This is a genomic window from Streptomyces sp. NPDC001868 (assembly GCF_040297125.1).
GTDB lineage: Bacteria > Actinomycetota > Actinomycetes > Streptomycetales > Streptomycetaceae > Streptomyces.
The window spans coordinates 1-24,351 of record NZ_JBEOYO010000019.1; the positions used below are offsets into that span (position 1 = coordinate 1).

General features: G+C 70.3%; 27 protein-coding genes. 8 read left to right on the forward strand and 19 right to left on the reverse strand.

The genetic code is table 11. The features are described 5' to 3' along the window. Window positions 1-132: 132 nt before the first annotated feature. Complete coding sequence (locus ABT147_RS22500; RefSeq protein WP_351408855.1) at window positions 133-768, reverse strand: RsiG family protein; 636 nt, start codon at window positions 766-768, stop codon at window positions 133-135. Between the two features lie 216 nt (window positions 769-984). Between ABT147_RS22500 and dtd the strand changes: the two genes are divergently transcribed. Next, window positions 985-1,410, forward strand: a complete 426-nt coding sequence (gene dtd, locus ABT147_RS22505; protein WP_351409133.1) for a D-aminoacyl-tRNA deacylase — start codon at window positions 985-987, stop codon at window positions 1,408-1,410. A gap of 118 nt (window positions 1,411-1,528) precedes the next feature. Here dtd and ygfZ read toward each other — a convergent pair whose 3' ends face one another. From ygfZ to ABT147_RS22535, 6 genes are all read right to left on the reverse strand, one after another. Then, the gene (gene ygfZ / locus ABT147_RS22510; protein ID WP_351408858.1) at window positions 1,529-2,494 is read right to left on the reverse strand and encodes a CAF17-like 4Fe-4S cluster assembly/insertion protein YgfZ; all 966 of its coding nucleotides are present in this window, start codon (window positions 2,492-2,494) and stop codon (window positions 1,529-1,531) included. Between the two features lie 10 nt (window positions 2,495-2,504). Then, on the reverse strand, window positions 2,505-3,017 hold the full coding sequence (locus tag ABT147_RS22515; protein WP_351408860.1) for a Fur family transcriptional regulator: 513 nt from the start codon (window positions 3,015-3,017) through the stop codon (window positions 2,505-2,507). Between the two features lie 15 nt (window positions 3,018-3,032). Beyond that, entirely contained in the window at window positions 3,033-3,608 is a 576-nt protein-coding gene (locus tag ABT147_RS22520) for a heme-binding beta-barrel domain-containing protein (protein WP_351408862.1), read from the reverse strand. A gap of 244 nt (window positions 3,609-3,852) precedes the next feature. Next, on the reverse strand, window positions 3,853-4,722 hold the full coding sequence (locus tag ABT147_RS22525; RefSeq protein WP_502983136.1) for a hypothetical protein: 870 nt from the start codon (window positions 4,720-4,722) through the stop codon (window positions 3,853-3,855). Between the two features lie 32 nt (window positions 4,723-4,754). Further along, a complete protein-coding gene (locus ABT147_RS22530; protein ID WP_351408867.1) occupies window positions 4,755-5,615 on the reverse strand; it encodes a hypothetical protein in 861 nt (286 codons plus the stop codon). After that, a complete protein-coding gene (locus ABT147_RS22535; RefSeq protein ID WP_351408869.1) occupies window positions 5,612-6,328 on the reverse strand; it encodes a hypothetical protein in 717 nt (238 codons plus the stop codon). Before ABT147_RS22535 ends, ABT147_RS22530 begins: the two co-directional genes overlap by 4 nt. Before the next feature lie 166 nt (window positions 6,329-6,494). Here ABT147_RS22535 and ABT147_RS22540 point away from each other — a divergent pair, with 166 nt between their 5' ends. Further along, window positions 6,495-6,857 (forward strand): DsrE family protein, encoded by a 363-nt coding sequence (locus tag ABT147_RS22540; protein ID WP_351408870.1) that lies wholly within the window; start codon window positions 6,495-6,497, stop codon window positions 6,855-6,857. Window positions 6,858-6,896: 39 nt separating this feature from the next. On the opposite strand, the gene ABT147_RS22545 is transcribed toward ABT147_RS22540, so the two are convergent. The 7 genes from ABT147_RS22545 to ABT147_RS22575 form a co-directional block, all read right to left on the reverse strand. After that, window positions 6,897-7,157: a DUF3099 domain-containing protein gene (locus tag ABT147_RS22545; RefSeq protein WP_351408872.1), complete on the reverse strand. Its 261-nt coding sequence runs from the start codon at window positions 7,155-7,157 to the stop codon at window positions 6,897-6,899. Window positions 7,158-7,249: 92 nt separating this feature from the next. After that, on the reverse strand, window positions 7,250-7,537 hold the full coding sequence (locus ABT147_RS22550) for a DUF1416 domain-containing protein (RefSeq protein ID WP_037688344.1): 288 nt from the start codon (window positions 7,535-7,537) through the stop codon (window positions 7,250-7,252). Between the two features lie 65 nt (window positions 7,538-7,602). Then, window positions 7,603-8,442: a sulfurtransferase gene (locus ABT147_RS22555; RefSeq protein ID WP_351408875.1), complete on the reverse strand. Its 840-nt coding sequence runs from the start codon at window positions 8,440-8,442 to the stop codon at window positions 7,603-7,605. 442 nt (window positions 8,443-8,884) lie between these two features. Further along, complete coding sequence (locus tag ABT147_RS22560) at window positions 8,885-9,625, reverse strand: LmeA family phospholipid-binding protein (protein ID WP_351408877.1); 741 nt, start codon at window positions 9,623-9,625, stop codon at window positions 8,885-8,887. A 405-nt stretch (window positions 9,626-10,030) separates the two neighbouring features. Further along, window positions 10,031-10,912 (reverse strand): RimK family alpha-L-glutamate ligase, encoded by an 882-nt coding sequence (locus tag ABT147_RS22565; RefSeq protein WP_351408879.1) that lies wholly within the window; start codon window positions 10,910-10,912, stop codon window positions 10,031-10,033. After that, window positions 10,909-11,097 carry a lysine biosynthesis protein LysW gene (locus tag ABT147_RS22570; RefSeq protein WP_086757724.1) on the reverse strand — a complete coding sequence of 63 codons (189 nt, stop codon included), beginning with the start codon at window positions 11,095-11,097 and terminating at the stop codon, window positions 10,909-10,911. Before ABT147_RS22570 ends, ABT147_RS22565 begins: the two co-directional genes overlap by 4 nt. A 319-nt stretch (window positions 11,098-11,416) precedes the next feature. Then, window positions 11,417-11,563 carry a hypothetical protein gene (locus ABT147_RS22575; RefSeq protein ID WP_351408881.1) on the reverse strand — a complete coding sequence of 49 codons (147 nt, stop codon included), beginning with the start codon at window positions 11,561-11,563 and terminating at the stop codon, window positions 11,417-11,419. Window positions 11,564-11,704: 141 nt separating this feature from the next. On the opposite strand from ABT147_RS22575, the gene ABT147_RS22580 reads away from it, so the two are divergent. Next, window positions 11,705-12,721 carry a LuxR C-terminal-related transcriptional regulator gene (locus tag ABT147_RS22580; protein ID WP_351408883.1) on the forward strand — a complete coding sequence of 339 codons (1,017 nt, stop codon included), beginning with the start codon at window positions 11,705-11,707 and terminating at the stop codon, window positions 12,719-12,721. A gap of 32 nt (window positions 12,722-12,753) precedes the next feature. Here ABT147_RS22580 and ABT147_RS22585 read toward each other — a convergent pair whose 3' ends face one another. Further along, complete coding sequence (locus ABT147_RS22585) at window positions 12,754-13,809, reverse strand: esterase-like activity of phytase family protein (protein WP_351408886.1); 1,056 nt, start codon at window positions 13,807-13,809, stop codon at window positions 12,754-12,756. Window positions 13,810-13,979: 170 nt separating this feature from the next. Then, window positions 13,980-14,873: a serine hydrolase gene (locus ABT147_RS22590; protein WP_351409136.1), complete on the reverse strand. Its 894-nt coding sequence runs from the start codon at window positions 14,871-14,873 to the stop codon at window positions 13,980-13,982. A 244-nt stretch (window positions 14,874-15,117) separates the two neighbouring features. Here ABT147_RS22590 and ABT147_RS22595 point away from each other — a divergent pair, with 244 nt between their 5' ends. Next, window positions 15,118-15,483 carry a DUF4180 domain-containing protein gene (locus ABT147_RS22595; RefSeq protein ID WP_351408888.1) on the forward strand — a complete coding sequence of 122 codons (366 nt, stop codon included), beginning with the start codon at window positions 15,118-15,120 and terminating at the stop codon, window positions 15,481-15,483. Between the two features lie 4 nt (window positions 15,484-15,487). On the opposite strand, the gene ABT147_RS22600 is transcribed toward ABT147_RS22595, so the two are convergent. Continuing rightward, the gene (locus ABT147_RS22600) at window positions 15,488-15,742 is read right to left on the reverse strand and encodes a hypothetical protein (protein WP_351408890.1); all 255 of its coding nucleotides are present in this window, start codon (window positions 15,740-15,742) and stop codon (window positions 15,488-15,490) included. A 15-nt stretch (window positions 15,743-15,757) separates the two neighbouring features. After that, the gene (locus tag ABT147_RS22605) at window positions 15,758-17,041 is read right to left on the reverse strand and encodes a phosphatase PAP2 family protein (RefSeq protein WP_502983132.1); all 1,284 of its coding nucleotides are present in this window, start codon (window positions 17,039-17,041) and stop codon (window positions 15,758-15,760) included. Window positions 17,042-17,636: 595 nt separating this feature from the next. Between ABT147_RS22605 and ABT147_RS22610 the strand changes: the two genes are divergently transcribed. The 3 genes from ABT147_RS22610 (at window position 17,637) to ABT147_RS22620 (ending at window position 22,548) form a co-directional block, all read left to right on the forward strand. Continuing rightward, entirely contained in the window at window positions 17,637-18,440 is an 804-nt protein-coding gene (locus ABT147_RS22610) for an endonuclease I family protein (protein ID WP_351408892.1), read from the forward strand. Between the two features lie 160 nt (window positions 18,441-18,600). Beyond that, complete coding sequence (locus ABT147_RS22615; RefSeq protein ID WP_351408894.1) at window positions 18,601-20,817, forward strand: ArnT family glycosyltransferase; 2,217 nt, start codon at window positions 18,601-18,603, stop codon at window positions 20,815-20,817. 213 nt (window positions 20,818-21,030) lie between these two features. Next, window positions 21,031-22,548, forward strand: coding sequence for an FG-GAP-like repeat-containing protein (locus ABT147_RS22620; protein ID WP_351408897.1), 1,518 nt, complete (start codon window positions 21,031-21,033; stop codon window positions 22,546-22,548). Window positions 22,549-22,617: 69 nt separating this feature from the next. Here the strand turns inward: ABT147_RS22620 and ABT147_RS22625 are convergent, their stop codons facing one another. Then, complete coding sequence (locus tag ABT147_RS22625) at window positions 22,618-23,592, reverse strand: alpha/beta fold hydrolase (RefSeq protein WP_351408899.1); 975 nt, start codon at window positions 23,590-23,592, stop codon at window positions 22,618-22,620. A gap of 86 nt (window positions 23,593-23,678) precedes the next feature. Here ABT147_RS22625 and ABT147_RS22630 point away from each other — a divergent pair, with 86 nt between their 5' ends. Beyond that, entirely contained in the window at window positions 23,679-24,296 is a 618-nt protein-coding gene (locus ABT147_RS22630; RefSeq protein ID WP_351408901.1) for a TetR/AcrR family transcriptional regulator, read from the forward strand. Window positions 24,297-24,351: the final 55 nt, after the last annotated feature.

The window sequence follows — 24,351 nt, forward strand, 5'->3', positions numbered from 1 at the left end:
TCCCCGCGCCCCTGAAAAAGCAGGGGCTGCGCCCCGTGCTTTTTCAACGGCCCGCAGGGGCCGTTGCCTTCAGGGGCGCGGGGAACTGCGCGACCAGCCCCCACGCACCCGCACCCGACCACGCACCCTCCCTCACATCAACAGGTCGTCCACCTGGGCCTCGCCCTCCCGGTAGCGGCGGGCGATCTCGGCGCTGCAGTCGTCGGCGGTGCGCTGGAGGCGCTGGCGGCGGCTGGAGATCTGTTGTTCGTGGTGGACGAGACGGGCGAGGCCCGCGGTGAGTTCGTCGTCGGTGCGGGCCTGGAGGTCGGACAGCTCCACCTCGTCGAGCATCTCGGCGGCGAGCAGACGGAACTCCTCCCCGTACGGCGTGCCCACGGTGACATGGCGGGCCGAGGACCGGTGCCGGGCCGGGGCGTCCGTCAGGATCGCCGAGAGCCGGTCGACGAGCGCCGAGGGCTCTCCCGGGGCCCCGGGGTCCGCCGCACCGCCCCGGCGGGCCAGTTCGGCGCGCAGGATGTCGATACGGCCCTGGAGCAGCCGCCGCAGATAGCTGAGGTCGGCCTCGTCCCGCTGGGCGTCCCGGCGCAGTGCGCGCAGTTCGGGCAGCCGCAGCCGGGACAGATCGTGCTCGGCCTGGTCCGGCGGCGGCAGTGGTCCGCTGTCCGTGCGCTGGACCGGTGGCCGGCGGACGCCGGGGCCGGGCCCCGGGGTGGTACGGGTAAACGTCGCAGTCCCCGGGGGCTGCCCGGTACTCGATGTGCTCATGCGCCTCAACCGTCCCCTCGACCGGTGTGTGTGAGCATGGTGCCACTCCCGGTAGCCACTATGTGACCGAGTCCCCGCGATCCACCCCAGATGGGCGGTAATGGATCAATGAGAAAGACCGGGCAAAGCGCTCTTCAAACCCCCGTGATCACAAACCCCCCGTAAGAGGGACCCCCTCACGTACGACTGATGGACGTCGACGGCATGATGGTCGGCATGCGTGCGGTGGTGCAGAGGGTCGACGGCGCGAGCGTCGTCGTGGACGGTGAGACGGTCGGGGCGATCGAGGGCGAGGGGCTGTGCGTCCTGGTGGGGGTGACCCACGACGACACCAAGGAGAAGGCGGCACAGCTGGCCCGCAAGCTGTGGTCCGTACGGATGCTGCACGACGAACGGTCGTGCAGCGACGTCGACGCGCCCTTGCTGGTGATCAGCCAGTTCACCCTGTACGGGGACGCCCGCAAGGGACGCCGCCCCACCTGGAACGCCGCCGCCCCGGGCGACATCGCCGAACCCCTCGTCGACGAGGTCGTCGCACAGCTCCGGGCCCTGGGCGCCACGGTGGCGACGGGCCGCTTCGGCGCGTCCATGCGAGTGTCCCTGACGAACGACGGCCCGTTCACGGTTCTGCTGGAGATGTAGGGAGGCGTAGGCCCGAAGGGCCACGCCTCCAGGGGCGCGGGGAACTGCGTGAGAAGCCCCACCGGACCCGCACGGACACACCCACCCAGAGGGTCGAAGAGGCGCAGCCCCTGAAGGACTACGGCTCGACCACAACCTCCTGCGCCGCCGCCGTCGTATCGGCCATGAGCTTCGCGTCCACAGCCACATTCCGCTTGATCAGTGCCAGAGCGACCGGCCCCAACTCATGGTGACGGGCCGACGTCGTGATGAACCCGAGCTTGCGCCCCTCGGGCCCGTCCTCCGCGAGCCGGATCTCCGCACCCCGCGGCGGAAGATGGACCTCACTGCCGTCGAGGTGAAGGAACACGAGCCGACGCGGCGGCTTACCGAGGTTCTGCACGCGGGCAACGGTCTCCTGCCCCCGGTAGCACCCCTTCTGCAGATGCACCGCCGAACCGATCCACCCCAGCTCGTGCGGAATGGTGCGGTGATCGGTCTCGAAACCGAGCCGGGGACGGTGGTGCTCGACACGCAGCGCCTCGTACGCGAGAAGACCGGCGGCGGGGCCCGCCTTCGCGGCGTACGCCTCCAGATCCGCACGCGGCAGGAACAGATCACGGCCGTACGGCGTCTCGCGGACGACGACACCCTCCGGGACCTCGGCGATCGAACCGGCGGGCAGATGCACGACCGCGAACTCGGCCGTCCGGTCGGCCGCTTCCACCCGGTAGAAGAACTTCATCGACTCCAGGTAGGCGAGCAGCGCCTCCTGGGTGTCGGGCTCGACATGGGCCCAGACGGTCGTGCCGTCGTCGACCAGGTACAGCGCGTGCTCGATGTGGCCGTTGGCCGAGAGGATCAGCGCCTCGGTGGCCTCGCCGGTGGGGAGTTCGCTGACGTGCTGGGTGAGCAGCAGGTGCAGCCAGCTGAGCCGGTCCTCGCCGGATACGGCGATGACGCCCCGGTGGGAGAGGTCGACGAATCCCGTGCCGTCGGCGAGGGCGCGCTGTTCTCGGAACAGGTCGCCGTAGTGGGCGGCGACACCTTCGTCCACACCCTCGGCGGGGACGGCGCCGGACAGGGACAGCAGAGGACTCTTCATACGTATAAGCCTACGACTCGGTAGTTGAACTCTTGGCAGTCGGACTCTCGGCAATCGAACCCTTGGTGGCCGGACTCTTCGCAGCCGCGCTCTTGGCCCTGGTGGCCTTGCGGGAGCAGTCCTCGCAGCGGCCGAAGATCGCGAAGTGCTTCATGTCGGTGTCGAAGCCGAACGTCTCGCGCAGCTTGGCCGTGAAGTCCGCCGCCACCGACACATCCGCCTCGATCACGTTCGTGCAGTCCCGGCAGACGAGGTGGATGTGGTGGTGCCGGTCGGCCAGGTGGTACGTCGGCGCCCCGTGCCCCAGATGGGCATGGCTGACCAGCCCGAGCTCCTCCAGGAGCTCCAGGGTCCGGTAGACCGTGGAAATGTTGACCCCCGACGCCGTCTTCCTCACTTCCACGAGGATGTCGTCGGGGGTCGCGTGTTCGAGAGTGTCCACGGCTTCGAGCACGAGTTGCCGCTGCGGCGTCAGCCGGTAGCCGCGCTGCCTGAGGTCACTCTTCCAGTCGGTGCTCACCACACCACGAGTCTAGAACTACTTGAAGAACGCGATGCCGTCGTCCGGCATGTCGTCCGGGAGGGCCTTCGCCCAGCGCTCGACGTCCTCGGGGGTGACGACCTTCTTGAGGTGTGCGGACATGTAGGGGCGCAGCTCGACATCCGGCGTCGATTTCTCGCCGACCCACATCAGGTCGCTGTGCACATAGCCGTACAGCCGCTTGCCACCGCTGTAAGGACCGGAGGCCGCCGTACGGGCGACCGCGTCCGTGACCAGGTCGATCTGCGGCTTCTGCTTGGCCAGCTCGCCGTACCAGACCTCGACGACGCCGTCGTCCCGGGTCATGACGATCTCGACCTTGCGGTCGGCGTCGATACGCCAGAACCCGGACTCGGTCTCCAGCGGGCGGACCTTGTTGCCGTCCTTGTCCAGCACCCAGGTGTGGGAGTGGTACTCCAGGAAGTCCCGGCCGTCGTGGGAGAAGGTGACCTCCTGGCCGAAGTTGCATTTCTCGGAGCCGGGGAAGTCATGGACGCCCGCGCCCGCCCAGTCGCCGAGCAGGAAGGCGAGGGGGACGAGGTCCTTGTGCAGGTCGGACGGGATCTCGATCATGAGTGGCGGTTCCTGGATGTCCTCGACGTGGGTCAGCGCTGGCCCTGGTACAGCTTCTTCACGGTCAGCCCGGCGAAGGCGAGAACGCCGACGGCGACCAGGACCAGCAGGGTCTCGAAGAAGATGATCACGGGATGCTCCTCGGATGAGCGGAGGGTCGGTACTGCACAGGGCCGGGCCCCAGCTTACGCGGCTGCCGCCGGGGCTTCGCCGTGAGGTGGGGCCCCGGCCCGCCCGACCGGCATCAGCCCAGCAGCTGGCTCTGCAGCACCACGGTCTGCTGGAAGGGGACCGCCGGCGTCCCTGCCCCGCGCGACTGCAGGATCACCGCGTACACGTCCCCCGCCGAGAGGTAGGCCTGACGGACCTGCTCGGCGCCGAACGGCTTCGCCTCGGCGTAGGCGGTACGGGAGATCCCCGAGACGGCGGCCGCCTCCGGGAAGTCCTCGTCGTGGACGACCTCGCCCGCACCGCGTACCCGGTAGGTCGGGCTGACATGAGCCAGGGCGTGGCTCGCCAGCTCGGTCTCCACGATGTTCGCCGTGTTGAACCGGAGCAGATAGACCCGCGTCCGGGTGCCGTCCGGGGTGGTCCAGCCACGGGCCGCGATGTGCCGCAGGCCGGTGTCGACGAGCTTCTGCCCGAGCTCCTCGCGGTCCTCCGGCTCGAACTCCGCCAGATACCTCTTCACCGGCAGCCACCCGTCCGAGCCGCGCAGCGCCGCGTTCTCCTTCGCCCCCTCGGGCGCGGGCAGGAGGAGCGCGCGCAGATCGGCGTGGTGTGCCCCGGCCGGGTTGTCCTCGGCGAAGGGTGCCGGGCTTCCGGACGGGAGCGGGGGCCTGACGAGCCGGGGGAAGACCCAGCGCCCGTCCGACTCCGTGGCCAGACCGGGTACGTCCGTGCGCTCCGCCCCGGCGATCCCGTACGCCGTCGCCGTCCCCACCGAGGCGAAGACGGCCACGGCGGCGGTCCAGCGCAGGACGGCACGCAGGGCTCGACGGTCGCGGCGGGGCGGGACCGACGCCGGTGCCGGGGCCGGAGTCGGTGCCGGGGGCTCCGCCCGGTCCGACGCCGGAGCCGGGGCCGGAGTCGGGGTCTCGTACGTCTCCGGCATGACTTCCTCCGTGGTGCGTGCCTGCCGCTCGCTCATACGGCCACCCCCTGCTCGGCGACACGGTCGAGCTGGGTGCGCAGAAGCCCGGCCGCCGCCTGCTTGTCGAGGGGCTTCGCCCCGCTCGCGGTGAGGGTGACCAGGACGTCCCCCGCGTACGCGGAGCAGTACATCCGGTCCAGGTCCTCGTCGCCGCCCTTCGGTGTCAGGAAGCACTTCGCGTTGTCGTGGCCCTTGATCTTCGGACCCTCGCGGAAGAAGTCCAGTGAGGCGAGGAACTCGTTCTGGTACGTCGAACCGTCGCGAACGGCGCTCCTGTTCTCCATCCGGGAGAGCGTGATGCTCACCGAGGAGATGCCCTCGTCCCTCAAGTAGGCGTACGACTGCGCGCTGAAGTAGCTGCGCATCGCCATGCCCTTGATGCGCTGCCGGTCGATCTGCCTCTCCAGCCGCTTGCGCTGGGCCCGGGGCAGACCGCTCAGGGACTCCTTGCGCAGGGCGGTGGCCTGGGCGCCGCTGAACTCCGCGTCATGGCCGAACTCCGCGAGATCCGGCCCCTGGGCCCAGGTGTCGGTGCCGTACGGCACCAGCAGTCCCGCGAGTCCCGGCCGCGTCGTCGTCTTCGCCTCGGCCCTGTCCTCGGGGAACTTCCAGGTCGGAGCGCCCGCGTCGCGGTCCGCGCCCTTCACTGTCACGGCCGTGAACCCCACGCCCGCGATCAGGGCTCCGGCGAGCAGCACGGACCCGGCGGCGGCCACGACACGCCGGCGCCGTGCGGGCCCCGGCGCGGCCGCCACGACGACCGTCCCCTCCGGCGTCGCCTCCGCCCTGTCCTCCGCCCTCTCCTCCGCCCTGTCCTCCGGCGTCTCCTGGGGGGTCGTCTCGTCCGCGCTCACAACCGCTCCATCTGCCGCTCGGCCAGATCCATGATCGTCTTCTTGGGGATCGGCCTGTCGCCGTAGACCCAGATCTCCATCGCGACGTCCCCGCGCCAGGCGTGCGCCTCGGCGCCGTACAGCGGCTGGTATCCGGGCTCGGTGTCCGGCCGGGTGTGGACGTACGCCCTGCCCTCCCCCGTGCCGGGGATGCCCCAGCTGTCGGTGCCCGGCTTCTCCTCCGCCCAGCTCTGGTGGTTGTTGCTGGTGTCGACGGCGGCCATGCTGTTGTGCTGCCGGAACTGCACCAGGCGGATCTCCACGCTGTACGAGCTGCCGACCTTCCAGCCGACGACGGCGGCCCGGCGGAACTCGTCGTTGACGAGGGAGCCGAACTTGTCGTTCGGATCGGTGTAGCTGTCGGCGTACGTGTCGATGCCCAGCCAGCCGTCGGCGCCCTCCAGCCATTCGGCCTTCTCGGCGCCCGCCGGCTTCTTCAGCAGGAGCCTGCGCAGATCGCCGTCCGTCCTCACCTTGCGGTCCCGGGCGGCGGACAGCGGCTCGGGACCCTCGCCCTCGGCCTGGTCCAGCACCGGCTGGGAGAGCGGGGGCAGTTCGGTGGGCTCCCGGTCTGCCTGGATCAGATATCCGGCGCACGTTCCGGCGATCACCCCCAGCACCGCCGCCGCAGCGAAGAACAGGGTCCCGCGCCCCCGACGCGGCACGCGGGCCACGGGCTCCGCAGGCTCCCCTTCGGGTCTTTCCGGCACTTCCAAGGCACTCCCCCACAGAACACGACCGCAGAACACGCGGCGCGGACTCCTATCCGCGCACAGGAGACCCATGGGCCGCTGACGGGGTTGCGCCGAGGATGATCACGATTCGGACTAGCATGCGGCCATGGCGAAGAAGCTCGTGATCAAGGTGACGGCGGGGGCCGATGCCCCCGAACGCTGCTCCCAGGCCTTCACGGTGGCCGCCGTGGCCGTGGCCAGTGGGGTGGAGGTGTCGCTGTGGCTGACGGGTGAGTCGGCGTGGTTCGCGCTGCCGGGCCGGGCCGCCGAGTTCGAGCTGCCGCACGCGGCCCCGCTCCCCGACCTGATCGACTCGGTCCTCGCGGGCGGCCGGCTCACCCTGTGCACCCAGTGCGCGGCCCGCCGGGACATCACGGAGAAGGACGTCATCGAGGGCGTACGGATCGCGGGCGCACAGGTGTTCGTGCAGGAGGCGCTGGCGGACGACGCCCAGGCGCTCGTCTACTGACGGACCGGCGGGGACGGCCGGCGGCCGGCGGCCGGCGAGCTACTGACGACGCTTCCTGCCGTCCAGTTCGTCCCACCACTCGTCGGACTTCGGATCGCCCGAGGGGTCGTCCCACCAGCGGTCGTCGGGGCCGCGCCGGTTGGCGACGACGGCGGCGAGCGGCGGGATGACCATGGCGACCACGCACATGCCGACCGCGACCGGGACCGACCAGAGGCGTACGACGCCCCAGGCCAGGACGAAGAGTGCGAGGCACGTGCCCATCATGGCGAAGTAGGCGTGGCGCCGGCGGGCGTACATGTCTCCAGCGTAGGTCCGCCAGGCCCGCCCGCCCACGGCTGAGGGCCGCACTCCGGGTGGGAGTGCGGCCCTCGATGTTCGACGAGGTCGCCTCAGACGGCGATCGCGACCTCCGCCAGGCCGCCCTGCTCGGCGACGACGGTACGGTCGGCGGTGCCGCCGGGGACGAGCGCGCGGACGGTCCAGGTGCCCTCGGCCGCGTAGAAGCGGAACTGGCCCGTCGCGGAGGTCGGGACCTCCGCCGTGAACTCGCCGGTCGAGTCCAGCAGACGGACGTAGCCCGTCACCGGCTCGCCGTCGCGGGTCACCTGACCCTGGATGGTGGTCTCACCGGGCTTGATCGTCGAGGCGTCCGGGCCGCCGGCCTTCGCTCCACACATGTCTTTCTCCAGATACAGATAGGCGTCTGACCGGAAGGAAGGCCGGTCGGGTGAACGGGGTGTGCTTACTTGTTGGCGCCGAGCTCGATCGGGACGCCGACGAGGCTGCCGTACTCGGTCCAGGAGCCGTCGTAGTTCTTGACGTTCTCCACACCGAGCAGCTCGTGCAGGACGAACCAGGTCAGCGCGGAGCGCTCACCGATACGGCAGTAGGCGATGGTGTCCTTCGCCAGGTCGACCTGCTCCTCGGCGTAGAGCTCCTTGAGCTCGTCGTCCGACTTGAAGGTGCCGTCGTCGTTGGCGTTCTTCGACCACGGGATGTTGCGGGCGGACGGGACGTGGCCCGGACGCTGCGACTGCTCCTGCGGCAGGTGCGCGGGGGCGAGCAGCTTGCCGGAGAACTCGTCGGGCGACCGGACGTCGACCAGGTTCTGCGAACCGATGGCCGCCACGACGTCGTCACGGAAGGCACGGATCGCGGTGTTCTGCGGCTTGGCCTTGTACTCGGTCGCGGGGCGCACCGGCACCTCGTCGACCAGCTCGCGGGCGTCCAGCTCCCACTTCTTGCGGCCGCCGTCGAGAAGCTTGACGTTCTCGTGGCCGTACAGCTTGAAGTACCAGTACGCGTAGGACGCGAACCAGTTGTTGTTGCCGCCGTAGAGGATCACGAGGGTGTCGTTGCCGATGCCCTTCTCCGACAGGAGCTTCTCGAAGCCCTCCTGGTCGACGAAGTCACGGCGTACCGGGTCCTGGAGGTCCTTCGTCCAGTCGATCCGGATCGCGTTCTTGATGTGGTTCTTCTCGTACGCCGTCGTGTCCTCGTCGACCTCGACGATGGCGATGTTCGAGTCGTCGAGGTTGGCCTCGACCCAGTCGGCGTCTACCAGGACGTCGCTGCGGCTCATGCTCTTTCTCCTCCGGGGCAGTTGCGGCGGGGCGTGCGAGGCGCCTTCGGCCGTCGGGCCGGGCGCGCACAGGTGTGTCCCCTGGCTGGGCAGGGAGACGGGAACGCGGCGGTCGGGGCCGCCACTCAGAAAGTGCGACAGAGCATGGCGGCGACGCGGCACAGGTCTACTGCCCGCCGCTTCGTGAGGTCCGCCTGTCGCTTCATGGTTGTCGATCGTAGGGACGGACAGGCGGGCGTGTCACCGGCATGTCGTATTCTGAGACGCGATCGTCCGGAATATGGGATGGCGAGGCTCTCGGGGCTGTGGTGACCGGGGTTCCGGGCCCACGTAGCCGTCGTCACATCTACGGTACGGACGGCGCCGTCTCGCCTTTCGGACGCCGGTGCCCTCGCCCGCGCCGAGCGGCAGGGGGCGCGGGGGGGGCACGCCGTCCGTCGTCCTACCCGGCCAGCTTGACGTTCGAACCCCGCACGGTGATCTCCACGCCGTCCGATGCCGCCTCGACCTTGTCGAGCTCGATGCCGCCGGGGAGCTCGTCGATCTTCTGCTCGAAGTCGGTGATCGACCGGACCTGCCCCTCGGCGGCCTCGACGACCAGGTTCGGCAGGTTGTCGGCGTGCACCTTCACGGTGTCGCCGTCGACGGTGACCGTGCTGAGCACCGGGTACGTCGTCGACTTCGACTGCCCCAGGGCCTCGACCGTGACCTTGATGTCGACCTTGACCTTGCCCTTGCCGCCGTCGGAGAGGCCGACGACCTGGGCGGTCACGCCGGGCAGGATTCCCGTGGGTTCCGACTTGGCGGCCTTGAGGAGTTCGTCGTACGCGATGGTCGCGGTGCCGGTGGCGCTGGCGGCCGTGGCGGAGCTGAAGTCGCTGGAGAAGGCGACGCCGCGCATGCTCGCCTTCAGGTCGGCGATACGGATGCTCTCGTCGGACTTTCCGGTGCTCGCCTCGTAGTCCTGGATGCCGACCTCGACGTCGTCCAGTTCACCGCTCGCGACCTGGGTGAGGAACGGGAAGCCCTTGATGGACACGTCGGGGGTGCTCGCGAGGCCCTCGCTGGTCTTCAGCTGCTCGGCCGCCTCGTCCTCTGCGAAGCCGACGGCCACGCGGTCCGCGATCACGAACAGGCCGCCCAGGATCACGGCGACGATGACAAGTATTCGCAGTGCGCGCATGTCTCGTTGTTCCCCACGTAGTCCACTCGGCGGCGATCGGTTTCACCCTCAACGACCTGAGTGGCCGTTCTACGCGAGAGTAATCGGGCGGGGTTGCGAGCGGGGCGGGTCGGCCCCCCTTGTTGATCACCTGTGACAGGGCGGCCGGTGGGTTGTTGGGGGGGCGGGGGGGTGCCTTGGGTGGATGGTCGGGTGCGGGTGCGTGGGGGCTGGTCGCGCAGTTCCCCGCGCCCCTGAAAGAGCAGGGGCTGCGCCCCGTGCTTTTTCAACGGCCCGCAGGGGCCGTTGCCTTTGGGGGCGCGGGGAACTGCGCGACCAGCCCCCACCGGAGGCGCGCCTTGGGGGTCGAAGGGGCGCAGCCCCTGGGGATGGGACGGGTAGGGGCGGCGGGGGCGAGAAAAGGCCCTACGCGGCCGAAGGCACAGGCACGGCAAGCTGCTCGGCGACATACGCCGCGTACAACCCCGCCACATCCACCCCATGCGCCGCGGACGACTTGGCGAACTCCGGATTGGCGTTCACCTCAAGAACCAGCAACTCCCCGGCAACCCGGTCCTCGACCAGATCCACCCCGTAGAACCCGGGCCCCAGCACATCCACCACCTGCTGACACAGCTTGTCGATCTCCGCGGTCACCTCGACCCGCTCGACCCGCGCCCCCAGATGCGTGTTAGTCCGCCAGTCCGACGACACCCGCTGAATCGCCACCACAGGCGTCCGCCCCACCACCACGACCCGCAGATCGTGCCCCGGCTTGTCGACATACGCCTGCACGACGACGGGAAACAGCTTCCCGCCCGCGTCCGCGGACTCCCGTCCGCCGGCCCACGCCTCGACACACTCCGCGTTGGCCATCTTGGTGACCCCCCGCCCCCACGACCCGCTCACGGGCTTGACGACGGCCGGCATCCCCAACTCGCCCACGGCGGCGCGCACCTGGTCGTAGCTGAAGGCGTGCCGGGTGACCGGATGCGGAATGCCGTGCCGGGCGAAGAGCAGCGACTGCAGCCCCTTGTCGTTGCAGGCCTCGATGACGGAGGACCGGTTGAGGGTGGTCACCCCGGCGTACTCCAGCCGCCGGGAGACGCTGATGGCGTCCCGGTGGGAGAGGTTGCGGATCACAGCGAGAGCGGGCGGGCCGCCGGTACGGCCCGCCACGACCTCCGCCAGATCCTCCATCAGCAACGGCCGGGCGGTGAGCCCCTCGGCCCGCAGCGCCCCGAGGAGCAGCTTCTCCTCGGGCCGCAGCATCGTCACCGAGAGCAGGACCTGATCGGCGGTCGTCACTCGCCCCAGTCCTCTTCCACCTCGGGGGCGAGATCGAGACGCGCCCCGGCGGCGGACTTCTCGACCACCTCGTGCTCCTGGCCGCAGGCCGCGCACTCGGTGATCTCCCCCTTTTCCCAGTCCTCCTGGACCTCGAATTCGGTGTCGCACACCAAGCACTTCGGTGCGGCAATGGCGGTGGTCATTTCCTCGGTCTCCCTCGTTCGTTCAATGTGAAACGGCCCTGCCGGAACCTGGAACCGGCAGGCGGAATTCACCGGACATCGAATGGACTTCGCATGGATTCGGCACGGTCATCGACCCGGCCGGACGGGTCTTTGTCAACCGCTTTCTTTGCGAACCCACACACTCGACAACGCGCTCTGACGACTCATCGGCCACAGCCGTACGGGCGGGCGGCGGTACGAGCACTGCGTGAGCGTTGCCTCAGCACTGCGTGAGCACCACACCGCTCTACGCGCGTTTTGCGTGGGCTTTACCAGCCGCCTCGGCCGCCGCTCCGGCTCACGGCCAGCCGGGGTCACCCGGGGCGTTGGACGCCTGGGCGTGGGCGACCGCGGTGCGGTCGCCCGTCTCGACGGCGACGGAAAGGGTCAGTGCCGTGGCGGCGACAAAAGCGAGTGCCCCGGCCAGTCTGCGCATGTACTTCATTTCCCGTATCCCCCCTGAAGAATTCTCGGACTCGCGGCGCTCCGCCGCTGCCCACAGGAAGAGCATGCCGGGGGCCGCCGGTTGCCGGAAGTGATTGAAGGGGTCATGATCGTGCACTGCAGGAATCTGAAGGGGGCGGGCATGTGCGGAGAGTCGGACATACGCGGGGGCACCGAGACCCGGGAGGAGGTGTGCGGTGAAGGCATCGAGTTCTATCGCACCGCCCTGCTGGCGGGAAGGGCCCCGCGCGCGGAAGCGCCCGCGTGTCTGAGCGCGTTCGGGCTCGTGGTGCCGGCGGTGGACGACCCGGAGGCGCTGGTGCCGATCCCGCCCTCGCTGGCGGCCGCGGCGCTGACGCACCCCCTGGAGCGGCTGATCCTGGACCGGCAGCAGGCCCTGACCGCCGTACGGGCGTCGATGGCGCAGGCGGAGAGCGTCTACCGCACCGCCCGCCGCCAGGAGAGCGAGTCCTCGCAGCGCCTCACGCCCGCGCCGGCGATCACCGCCGCGCTGGACGAGGCGATCCGGGGCACGAGGAACGAACTGCTGACCGCGCACCCCGGCGGCCGGCGTCCCGAGGAGGTCCTGGTCAAGGCGCTGCCGCGCACCCTGGAGGCGCACCGCAAGGGTGTCAAGCAGCGCACGCTCTACCAGCACACCGTCCGCGCCCACGGCCCGACCCTCGACTACATCAAGCAGGTCACCGAGCTGGGCGTCGAAGTGCGTACGGTCGACGAGGTGTTCGACCGGATGATCATCTGCGACCGTGCCGTGGCCTTCATCCCGGACATGGGCAAAGACCACGGCACCCACGCGCTCAAGGTCACCGACCCCGGTGTGGTGCACTTCCTGGTCTCCGCCTTCGAGTACGCGTGGGAGCGGGCGAAGCCGGTCGTCTACGAGCACGACCAGCAACGCCCTCCGCTCCTCACCGACGAGACCCGGCTGCATGTGCTGCGCCTGATGGTCGACGGCTATACCGACGCCGCCATCGCCGGCCGGCTGGGGATCAGCGCCCGTACCGTCGCCAGCCATCTCAAGAAGGTCGGTGATCTGCTCGGCAGCAACAGCCGCGCCCAGCTCGCCTATCTCACCGCCAAGAGCGGCCTGCTGGAGGACGGGGAGGCGGCCGACTGCGACTGCGAGCGCGGTGCCTGACGGCCCGTCCGCCCACCGGCGTACGGGCGGGTTCAGGCCACCCGGACCCGCAGCGAGTAGAACCGCGTCGTCTGGACGGCGTTCTGGTTGTCGTCGCTGACCAGCAGCACCTTCAGCCGGCCCCGTCCCAGGCCGACCGCGTCCGCCCCGGTGACGGCCATCCCCTCGATGTTGTCGAGCAGCGGGTTCGGCTGGGGCTGCTTGGCGGTGGCGCCCAGGGAGGGGCAGTCCACGAGGTCGGCGAGGAGGGTCTTGCGGACCAGCCGTACGCCGTCGCCGTCCTGGCCGGTGAGGACGTCGACGCCGCTGGTGTCGGTCGCGCGGCGCGGGTCGGCGGCGTAGAGACGGACCGTGTTGCCGACCCCGGCGGTGAAGCCGCGCTCCAGCACGAGCAGCCGTCCGCCCGGGAGGCCCGCCACCTCGACGACGCCGAGGCCGGTGTCGGCGCGGTAGCCGTACTGCGCGGAGAGCCCGAAGTCCCGTCCGCCGCCGTGCCGTTGCCAGGTCTGGAAGCGGACGATTCCGGCCGTGTCACCGGAGAGGGAGCCCTCCATCGAGGCGAGCAGGGTGCGCCCGCCGGGCAGGAGCGTGAGCCCCTCGAAGGTCTGGTTGCCGGTGGCCCGCCCGGCCGGGGCGACCTTCAGCGCGCCGGGCACGGGAAGGCTGCCCAGGATCCGCCCCCGCCGGTCGTAGCGCCGTACGGTCGGCTCGGTCTCGGAGGTGATGAGCCGGGTGCCGTCGCGGTCGACGACCAGCGCCTCGGAGTCGAGCGCGGCGCCGGTCTCCGTGGCCAGCGGGAGGACGCCCTTCGGCCGGAGCGTGCGGCGGTCGAGGGTGAAGAGGGAGGACCGGTCGGAGACGGCGAGGAGTGAGCCGTCGTGGTCGACGGCGAGACCGGAGAAGTTCCCGACGAACGTGTTCTCGTACGTCGTCTTGTCGAGCGCGTCGGAGTAGCCCGTGATCGACACGGACGACGAACAGGCATGCTCCCGAGGCGAGTCGGCATGCACCGGCCCGGCGGCGGCGAGGATGGTCGTGGCCGCCGCCAGGCCGGCGGTGAGGCTGGCGAGAAGGGTTCTCAGAGACATGCCGTCACGGTAGGACGACACCGGTGATCCGGAGATGGCCCCATCGTGAACGTCCGGATGTCATCCGCCCCGAGAAGAGCAAGGGGCGCAGCCCCTGCTCTTCAGGGGCGCGGGGAACTGCGCGAGAACCCCCACGCACCCGCACCCGCCAACGCACCCGAACCCCCGAGCTACTGGGCGCCCCCGGCCTCAGGCACCGGCACAGTCGCCTCCTGCGGCCGCTCCGTGGGCACATACCGCTCCACACTCACGGTCGCCCCCGACGCCGTCGTCTTCGCGGGCACCAGATCCTTGTGGATCGCCTTGGAGACGGCCTGGATCGTGTTCACCCCGTACTGCATGTCCGGGTTGCCATGGGTCAGGACGGTGATCGTGTAGTCCCGTCCGCCACCCACGAACGTGCCGACGCTGTGCACCCGCCAGCCGTGCGTGGCACGGGACAGCCACCCGTTCTTGACGTGCACCTTCACGGTGGAGGGCGCCCCGGCCGGGGTGCCCCAGCGCTGCGAGGCGACGACCTTGTTCATGAGCTTGAGGGTGTACGCCCGCGCGTTGTCGCTCAGCACGGTGTTCTTCGCGGTGAGCAGCGCGAGCAGTCGCTGCTCGTCCCGGACGGTGATCTGGGTGAGACCCCAGTAGTTGTTCGCCCCGGGCTTGGTCTGCGTCATCTTGGCGGCCGTGAGGAACGCCTGGATCTTCTTCACGCCGAGCTGCTTCCACAGGGTGCTGGTGGAGGCGTTGTCCGACTTGGTGATCATGGCGGTGGCGAGCTTGGTCTCACGGTCGGTGAGGAACCGGTTCGTCTTCTTCGCGTCGAACAGCAGCGCGGCGAGCACCGTCACCTTCACGACGCTGGCCGAGTCGAACGCGGTGTCGCCGCGCAGCGTGCAGGTGGTGTTGGTCGCGCGGTCGTACACGCCGACCGCCACCGTCCCCTTCCGCTTCGACAGCGCCGCCGTGATGTCCTTCTTCAGCTTGTCGGCCAGCCCCGCCTGCTTCGACGTACAGCTGACGGCGGGCGCGGCGGCCGCGGCCGGCGCGAACGCCACCGCCGCCGACGTCATGAGCATCCCCGCCCCGATCCCCGCGGCAAGCACACGTGTCCGTCTGGACGTCCGTGACACCCGGGATACCCCCGATATCCGGTGAGTCATAAAAACGCTTCCCATCCCGTTGAGTGACTGGAACCCACCGCTGGCGGGTTCACCACAGTTGACTCGCAAGGGTGAACGATAGTTGTACACGCGTTCGTGGAAGGCGGGGATTGATCGCGACATCCCCGGGGGCAGGAACGTAGCCTCGACCCCCATGACCACCACCCTGCAGACGATCCACGACGTGCCCGTCCTGATGTGCGCCCCCGAGGGCGAGACGATCGCCCGCGAGAGCGACGCCCTGGATCTGATCGGCGACGCCGGGTACCAGGGCGCCGCATGGGTCGTCGTCCCCGTCGAACGCCTCGACGAGGGCTTCTTCCGGCTGAGCACCCGTCTCGCCGGCGACATCATCCAGAAGTTCGTCCAGTACCGCGTCGGCCTCGCCGTCGTCGGCGACATCTCCCGTCACACGGCGGCCAGTTCGTCGCTGCGCGACTTCGTCCGCGAATGCAACCGCAACCGCCAGACGTGGTTCCTGACCGATGTGGACGAGCTGCGGGAGCGGCTCAAGGACTGAGGCCTCACCCCGACCCGTGCGGCGACGCCTCGTGCGACCTGTCGAGTCCGCGGCGCGCGTGGACATCCGTGAGGGCGCGCTCCGTGAGGTCCGGGAGCCGTCCCGCGCGGGCGGGCAGATCCATGTGCCACAGATGGTCGCCGTGCGCGCCGGAATCGGCGGAGTAGCACTCGGCGCGGGCGGCGACCAGCGCGATCGCCGCCTCCCGGTCCCCGAGCCGCTCCGCCGCCTCGGCCCGCTCCCACCACGGCTCGGTCACGCCCGCACTCCGCCGTCACACCAGTTCGGGTTGCCGTGCCGCGTGCTGTTCCGACCGCCGCTCCGGCGTGGTCCGCGGTGCCCAGCGTCTGTCGAGCCGGGCGTAGCCGTAGATCACCGAGGCCATCATCAGCAGGAGAAGGGGGCCGTACACCCATGGGTGCCGGGCCATTTCCACCGGCAGATAGCGGTACGCCAGCAGGAGTGCGACGAATACCGTCGCGCCGTGGGCTACCAGCCGGATTCCCGGCATCTCCCAGCCGCGGTCGTGCGCACGCAGAGCCGTCTCGATCGTGAGCGTGAAGACGACCCCGGCGATGAGATCCACGCCGTAGTGGTAACCGAATCCCAGCGTCGCGGTGAGCGTGGCGATCAGCCAGAACGTGCCCGCGTAGCGCAGCGCGCGCGGGCCGCGGCGGGAATGGATGAATATCGCGGTGGCCCACGCCGTGTGCAGACTGGGCATGCAGTTGCGTGGGGTGATCTCGTCGTACGGCATGGGGTGCGGGGTACCGATCGGCGGTGGCGTGCCGGGCCACAGGTTGGCCAGGGCCCAGGGCTCGCCGCCGGTGCCGAAGGCCCCCGTGCCGTAGGCGAAGACCGGTCCGACCACCGGGAAGATCATGTAGATGCCCGGCCCGAGGAGGCCGATCATCAGGAAGGTGCGCACCAGGTGGTGGCGCGGGAAGCGGCGCTCGATCCCCACATGGCGCAGCTGGTAGAGCGCGACGGCGACCGCGGCGACCGCGAGTTGGACGTAGACCCAGTCGAGGAGGGTCGTGCCGACCGGGCCGGTGGCCCTGAGCATCCGGCCCACCACCCACGACGGGTTGCCCAGCGCGTGGTCGGCGGTCGCCAGGTACGGGTCGAGCACCGTCGGGCGGGTCTTGGAGGTGATCAGCAGCCAGGCGTCGCCGGTCTTGCGGCCGGCCACCAGCAGCAGTCCGAGCCCGACTCCCTTGAGCAGCAGCACCCGTTCGCGGCCGGTGCGGCGGGTGACGGCGACGACCGCGCAGCCCAGGATCACCCACAGCGCGCCGTTGCCGAACATCATCTCGGCGTCGAACGCCCACCGCACCAGGAAGAAGACGACGTCGATGCCGATCGCGACGCCGGCCGCGATGAACCGTTGCCGCCAGGTGAGCACCACCATCGTCAGCGCCAGGCTGGCGTACAGCAACGGCCCCGATCTGGGGGCGAATATCACCTCGCGCGCCTGGTTGGTGATCGGCCCCGGCAGCCCGTATCCCCGTGAGGCGATCTCCAGCGCGAGAACGAATCCGATGGCCGCGACGCTCATCGCGGCCCACAGAATCACCCTCGGCCGACGCCAGGCCGTGGACGCGTACGCGTTTCTTATTCGCGGGAGGGCCCGCGACACTATGGCTATCAATTACTCGGCCGATGTCTTGGTCGGTCGGCCAGGTCTCTTCTTGGTGGGCAGCATGGCTTTCCGGTGAGTCGTGCGGGCGGGCGGCTTTCGGGCTGTCGTGGTCGGGCGGGCGATGGCGGGTGGGGCACGTGCGGACGTGTGGCGGGCGGATGACGGGCGGGTGGACCGGACCGCAACGGACGCGATCGCTCTATTGAAGACGGTCGACCCCCCGTCGAGGTTGCTCGGAACCGGACAAGTCTGCACGGCGCAACACAGGCCCAGCACGCCCGAATCCCCACGTCAATGGGGGTATCCCCTTGAGTCGAGGCACAGGGAGGGGAGTTGGGGCGCGGGGGTTGCGCCATTCTCCATAACGTCACCAAATCGCCTTCCCTTCGTAACACATGGGCTGACCCGTCCATGCCAATCTCTCGGTTACCCACACAGTCAACCCGCGTAGACCGAGGCTCCCCGAAACAACTCCTCGCGCTGCGCGGCCCTCTGGGAAGGGACACCCCTCATGCCCGCTGCGCGGATACGCAGTTGGAAGTCGGTCGCGCTCGCGACGTCGGCCGTGCTCGTCGGTCTCGTCCTCCCGGCGGCCACCGCCACCCCGGCCTCGGCGACGACGACCGCCTACGACAGCACGTACTACAAGAACGCGATCGGCAAGACCGGTACGAGCCTCAAGTCCTCCCTGCACACAATCATCAGCCCCCAGACGAAGCTGTCGTACTCGGCTGTCTGGGAGGCCCTGAAGGTCACCGACCAGGACCCGAACAACAGCAACAACGTCAAGTTGCTGTACAGCGGCATCTCGCGCAGCAAGACCCTCAACGGCGGCAACTCCGGCAACTGGAACCGCGAGCACGTGTGGGCCCAGTCGCACGGCGACTTCGGCACCTCCGCCGGCCCCGGCACCGACCTGCACCACCTCCGCCCGGAGGACGTGACGGTCAACGCCATCCGCGGCAACCTGGACTTCGACAACGGCGGCAGCAGCTTCACCAACAGCGGCGGCAGCCTCTACGACTCGAACTCCTTCGAGCCCCGCGACGCGGTCAAGGGCGATGTGGCCCGCATGATCCTGTACATGGCCGTCCGTTACGAGGGCGACGACGGCTGGCCCAACCTGGAGCCCAACGACTCCGTCAACAACGGCGGCACCAGCTACCACGGCCGCCTCTCCGTACTGAAGGCATGGAACGACGAGGACCCGCCGGACTCCTTCGAGGAGCGCCGCAACCAGGTCATCTACGACACCTACCAGAAGAACCGCAACCCGTTCATCGACCACCCGGAGTGGGTCGAGGCGATCTGGTAGACGCCGGATCACCGACGAACGCACACGGCGAACTCCCGGTCCGGCGGCCGGGAGTTCGCCGTTTTCACAGGCCCTCCCTTTACTTCCCCCGGTGTGTATTCACAGGCTGCTGCCAGGCATGCCACAGTGCACGCTCATTCCGTCGCCGCACGGTGCGGTGGTGACATCTGCCACCGACCCACGCCCCCACGCCCCCGACAGTGCCGAGCCGACCCCCACCTCGCCGGGACCGGCCGCCGAGTCCCCGCCGCCCGCCGCCCCCGTACGGCCCCCGGAGAACGCACCTCGCTGGTCGCTCCCGGCACTGATCGGGATCATGATCCTGGCGGGGGTGCTGTACTCCTGGAACCTGTCCTCCTCCGGCCTGAACAGCTTCTACAGCGCGGCCGTGCTGAGCGGCACGGAGAGCTGGAAGGCGTGGTTCTTCGGCTCGCTGGACGCGGGCAACTTCCTCACCGTCGACAAGCCGCCGTTCGTCCTCATGGTGATGGGCCTGTCGTGCAGGGTCTTCGGCTTCGGCACCTGGCAGATGATGGCCCCGCTGATCGCCTCCGCGCTCGGCACCGTCTGGATCCTGCACTCCTCGGTGAAGCGGGTGTGGGGGCATGGGGCGGCGGCCGTCGCCGCGCTCGTGCTCGCCCTCACCCCCATCACGGTCGCCATCAACCGCGACAACAACCCCGACACGCTCCTCGTCTTCCTGATGGTCGCGGGCGCGGCCCTCGCACTGCGCGCCGTGCACAACGGCAGGCTGCTCCCGCTGCTCGGCTCGGCCGCCTTCTTCGGTCTCGCCTTCAACACCAAGATGCTCCAGGGCTACATCGCCCTGCCCGCCGTCTTCGCCGTCTACCTCTACGCGGCGAACACGGGCCTGGTGAAGCGGATCGTCAACCTGGCGCTCGCGGGGGTGGCGCTCGCCGTCTCCAGCTTCTGGTGGGCGGCGGCCGTCTCCCTCGTCCCCGCCGACGAGCGGCCGTACATCGGCGGCTCCACCGACGGCACCGCCTGGAACCTGATCATGGGCTACAACGGCCTGGGCCGGATCCTCGGCGGCGAGGGCAACGGCGGAGGGGGTGGCGGCGGCGGAGGCGGCTTCTCCGGCACCGCAGGGCTCGGCCGGATGTTCAACGACATCCTCGGCGGCCAGATCTCCTGGCTGCTCCCCTTCTCGGCCATCGCCCTGATCGGCGGGCTGGTGCTGTGCGGACGCGCCCCGCGTACGGACCTCACGCGCGCGGCGCTGGTGCTGTGGGGCGGCTGGACCGCCCTGCACTACCTCACCTTCAGCCTCGCCGAGGGGACGATGCACCCGTACTACACGACCGCGCTCGCCCCCGGTATCGCGGCCCTCTGCGGAGGCGGCGGCCTGATGCTGCTACGCGCCTTCCGCACGGACAGGCGGTGGCTGTGGGTGCTGCCGGCCGCGTTCGCGGTCACGGGCGTGTGGGCGGTCGTGCTGCTGCGCCGGGCAACGGACTGGAACGCCTGGCTGTGGCCGGCGATCGCGGTGGTCATGGTGGCCGGGGTGGCGGGGCTGCTCGCCTTCCGCTCCGGCGGCTCCGGCAAGCGCGTACGGCTCCTCGCCGCGTCCCTCGCCGCTGCGGTCCTCGCCTCGGTCGCGGGACCGGCCGCGTACGCCGCCACCGAACTCTCCGCCACGGGCGGCGGCATGGGCGGCACCAACCCGACCGCCGGGCCCACTACGGGCAGCGGCATGGGCGGCTTCGGCGGTGGCGGCGGCAACCGCGCGGGCGGCGGCGGTCCCGGTGGCGGCGGCTTCCCGGGCGGCGGCCAGAACGGTCAGGCCAATGGCCAGGCGAATGGCCAGCAGCAGGGCGGCCCGCAAGGCGACGGGCAGCAGCAGGGCGGCGGTCAGATGGGGACGCCTCCGAGCGGCGCGCCCAGCGGCGGCCCCGGCGGTGGCGCCATGGGCGGCGGCGGCATGGGCGGCGGCGGCATGGGCGGCGGTGCCGGCAGCGAGCTGATCTCGTACCTGAAGAAGAACCAGGACGGCGCCAAGTGGCTGCTCGCGGTGTCGAGTTCGCAGAGCGCGGCGCAGCTCATCCTCAGCAGCGGCGAGCCCGTCATCTCGATGTGGGGCTGGTCCGGCAGCGACCAGGCCATGACCCTCGCCAGGCTCAAGGAACTGGTCAAGGCCGGCGAACTGCACTACGTCCAGCTCGGCGGCGGCATGGGCGGAGGCATGGGCGGCCCCGGCGGCAACTCCTCCCTCAGCTCCGAGGTGACCGCCTGGGTGCAGAAGAACGGCACGGCGGTGAAGGCGAGCGAGTACGGCGGGAGCGACACGTCGTCGTCGGACGCTGACACCGGCCAGTCGGCGAGCGTGTACCGCCTGGACGCGTCGGACGTGAAGTAGCCACGGCAGCACCCCTCCCCCGAGAGCCCCTGGACGCACCCGCGCCCAGGGGCTGTCGGGCTCTCGGGCTCTCGGGCTCTCGGGCTCTCGGGCTCTCGGCAGTTACTCACCCATGACATTCGGACGTACAACCGATGAACCCCCGGTCGAGTCGGACTACATGGACGCGGCGCTTCCGCCACGCCGGACCCCACCGACCCGAAAGGCACGTGCATGTCACGAGCAGGAGCACGAGTACGAGCAGGAGCCCGCCGCGGCACCCGTACGGCACGCGTGAGCGCGCCGCTGGCAGCGGTGGTGCTGCTGGCCGGCGGCCTGACCGCCCTGTCACTCGGCCCGGCCGCGGCGGCCCCCGCGAAGGTCGGCGTGGCGGACGACTTCAACGGCGACGGGTACGCCGACCTGGTCGTCGGCGCCCCGAACGGCACGGTGTCCGGGAAGGCCAAGGCGGGCTATGTGGCCGTCCTGTACGGCTCGAAGAGCGGTGTCTCCCCTTCGACGTCCTCGAAGAGAAAGCTGATCAGCCGCTCGACCAGCGGCGTCCCCGGCTCCGCCACCGCGAACCAGCGCTTCGGCTCGACGTTCACCAAAGGCGACCTGGACCGGGACGGTTACGGCGACCTGGTGATCGCGGGCGGTACGGCGGGCTCGGTCATCGTCTGGGGATCGGCGTCCGGCCTGACCGGCGGTACGAGCATCGCCAAGTACGGGGCGGCCCCGCAGGCGGGCGACTTCGACGGCGACGGCAAGACCGACCTCGCGCTCTTCTCCACGCAGGACATCAGCGGCGACGACCCCGAGGGCGCCCCGGCGGCCCTGTGGAAGGGCCCGGTCTCCCGCGCGGGCAAGCCCGCCGCCGTGCTCAACCTCCTCGACAAGTCCCTGTGGTGGGGCTGGAACGAGGACGACGCCTCCTGCGCGACCGGCGGCGGCTGCGAGAACGGCCCGTCCTCCATCACCGGCCCGGTCGTCTCCGGCCAGGTCGGCGACGTCAACGGCGACGGCCGGGACGACCTCGTCCAGTGGCACTACACGGGCGACGGCACCTGGGGCAACCGCCTGCTCCTGGGCGGCGCTTCGGGCTTCACCCGCGGCTTCGTGCCCGGCGACGACACGAGCCGCGACCCGGCCGGCACGGGCATCGGCGACGTGAACGGCGACGGCTACGACGACGTGGTCGTGGGCGCGGAGGGCTGGTCCGACCAGGTCCGCGTGGCCTATGGCTCGCCCACCGGCACGTCCGAGGCGAACGTCCAGACCTTCGACCAGAACCTGCCCGGCTTCCCCGGCGCCCAGGAGGACGGCGACCTGGTCGGCTCGGCGGTCTCGGTCGCCGACGTCAACGGTGACGGTTACGCCGACATCGCCCTCGGCATCGCGTACGAGGACGTCGACGGCATCGTGAACACCGGCTCGGTCGCCCTCGTCCCCGGCACCGCCTCCGGTGTCACGGGCGCCGGCACCAAGGTCTTCCACCAGAACACCGCCGGGGTCCCCGGAGTCGCCGAGACGGACGACAAGTTCGGCGCCACCACGGCCCTGCTGGACCTCAACGGCAACGGCCACCCCGACCTCGCCGTCGGCGCCCCCACCGAGAACAGCGACAACGGGGCCGTCTGGGTCCTCCCCGGCACCACCACCGGCCTGACCACCACGTCGGCGCTGGCCTTCGGCCCGGGTGACGTGGCGGGCCCGGCCACGGACGCGAGGTTCGGAGCGGCACTGCGCTGAGACCGGTCGCGGCGTGCGTTCCCGGCGGTGCCGGGTAGGCACGCCGCGTCACGTCGGCGTTCGGCCCCGTCAGGCCGTATGCCGCAGGATCTCCTCGGCCAGACGGGCGTCGAGGGCCGTGGGCAGGGTGTGCCCCAGCCCCTCGATCATGACGAGCCGGGCCCCGGGGATCGCGGCGGCGGTGGCTTCCCCGTGCGCGGGCGGGAACATCGGGTCCTCGGTGCCGTGCACCACCAGCGTCGGCGCGGTGACGGAGGCCAGCGCCGCCGTGTCGTCCCCGCCGGCCGCGCCGGCGAGGGTATGGTTGAACCCGGCGGCGAGGTCGCGCGCCCGCTCGTACACCCGCCGCTCCATGGCCCGGTACTCGTCCTCCTCGAACGGCAACACCGAGCCGTGCAGTACGCGCCACAGCGGCAGCCGTAGGGCGAGGTGGCCCTCCAGACCTGCCCCCGGGTCGGGGAGGGTGGTGGCGAGCGTGGCCAGCAACTCGGCACTGGGCGGCGGCAGTTCACCGGGCGCCGGGGACTCCCCCGCCATCACCCGGGTCACCGCGGCCGCCGTGTCCGTACCCAGCGGCTGGGACGACAGACTCGTCAGGGTCAGCACGCGCTCCGGATCGGTGACGGCGATCCGCTGCGCGATGATCCCGCCTAGCGAGGCCCCCACGAGATGCGCCTTCTCCACGCCGAACGCGTCCAGCACGGCGAGCGCGTCCGAGGCCATGTCCGCGACGGTGTACGGCCGGACGGCGAAGTCGACGACGGAGGACCGCCCGGTGTCCCGGTGGTCGTACCGGATCACCCGACGCCCCCCATCCACCAGCCGCCGAACGATCCCGTCGTTCCACTGCACCCCCTGCGCCTGCGCGCCCATCACCAGCAGCACGACCGGATGCTCCGACCCGCCGAACTCCTCGGCCCACAGCTCGACGCCGTCCACGGAGACGATCCGCTCAAGGCCGACCAGGACGTCGTTCATCTCGCTGCGCATCTCTCTGTTCAGCTCTCGGTTCAGCTCTCGGTTCAGCTCTCTATTTTCCTGCATGGTCGTTCAAGATAATGACCGGGCGCGGATCCCGCACGGGTTTTTCGAAGTGGACGCCCGACCACCGCGCCCGGCACCCTGATCACATGGCCGGAGTCAAGGGACAGGTGCAGAAGCGGGGCGTGGAACGCCGCCGCGCGATGGTGGACGCGGCGATCACGCTCTTCTCCCAGCAGGGCGTACGAGGCACCGGCGTCGCCGCGATCGCCGAAAAGGCCGGTGTCACCCCCTCCGCCCTGATCCACCACTTCGGCAGCAAGGACGGCCTGGTCCAAGCGGTCCTGGAGGAGGCCGACCGCCGCGCCCTGGCCCGCCTGTCGGCCACCCCGACCTCGGAACCCACCCTCACCGAGGCCTTCGACTGGTTCGTACGGGACGCCGAGCACACGGCAGCCGCCGAACGCGAACTGACCGCCCTGCACACCACGTTGACGGCCGAGAACCTGACCCCCGGCACGGCCATGCACACGTACTTCCGCGACCGGGGCCGCGCCCTGCGCGCCCACCTGACGACCCTGTTCACCCGAGCGGCGGCGGACGGCTCGGCCCGCCCGGACGTGAACCCGACGACACTGGCCACAGAGGTGGCAGCCTTCCTGGAAGGAGCCCACCTTCTCTGGCTCCTGGACCCCGACGAGGTCGACCTCGCCGCCGTCCACCGCGGCTACTTCGAGGGCCTGACCGCCCGCCTGCGCCATCACTGAGCCCCCACGACGGCACAGGAAGCCCGCGACGAAATGGACCTGATCCACCTGTCCG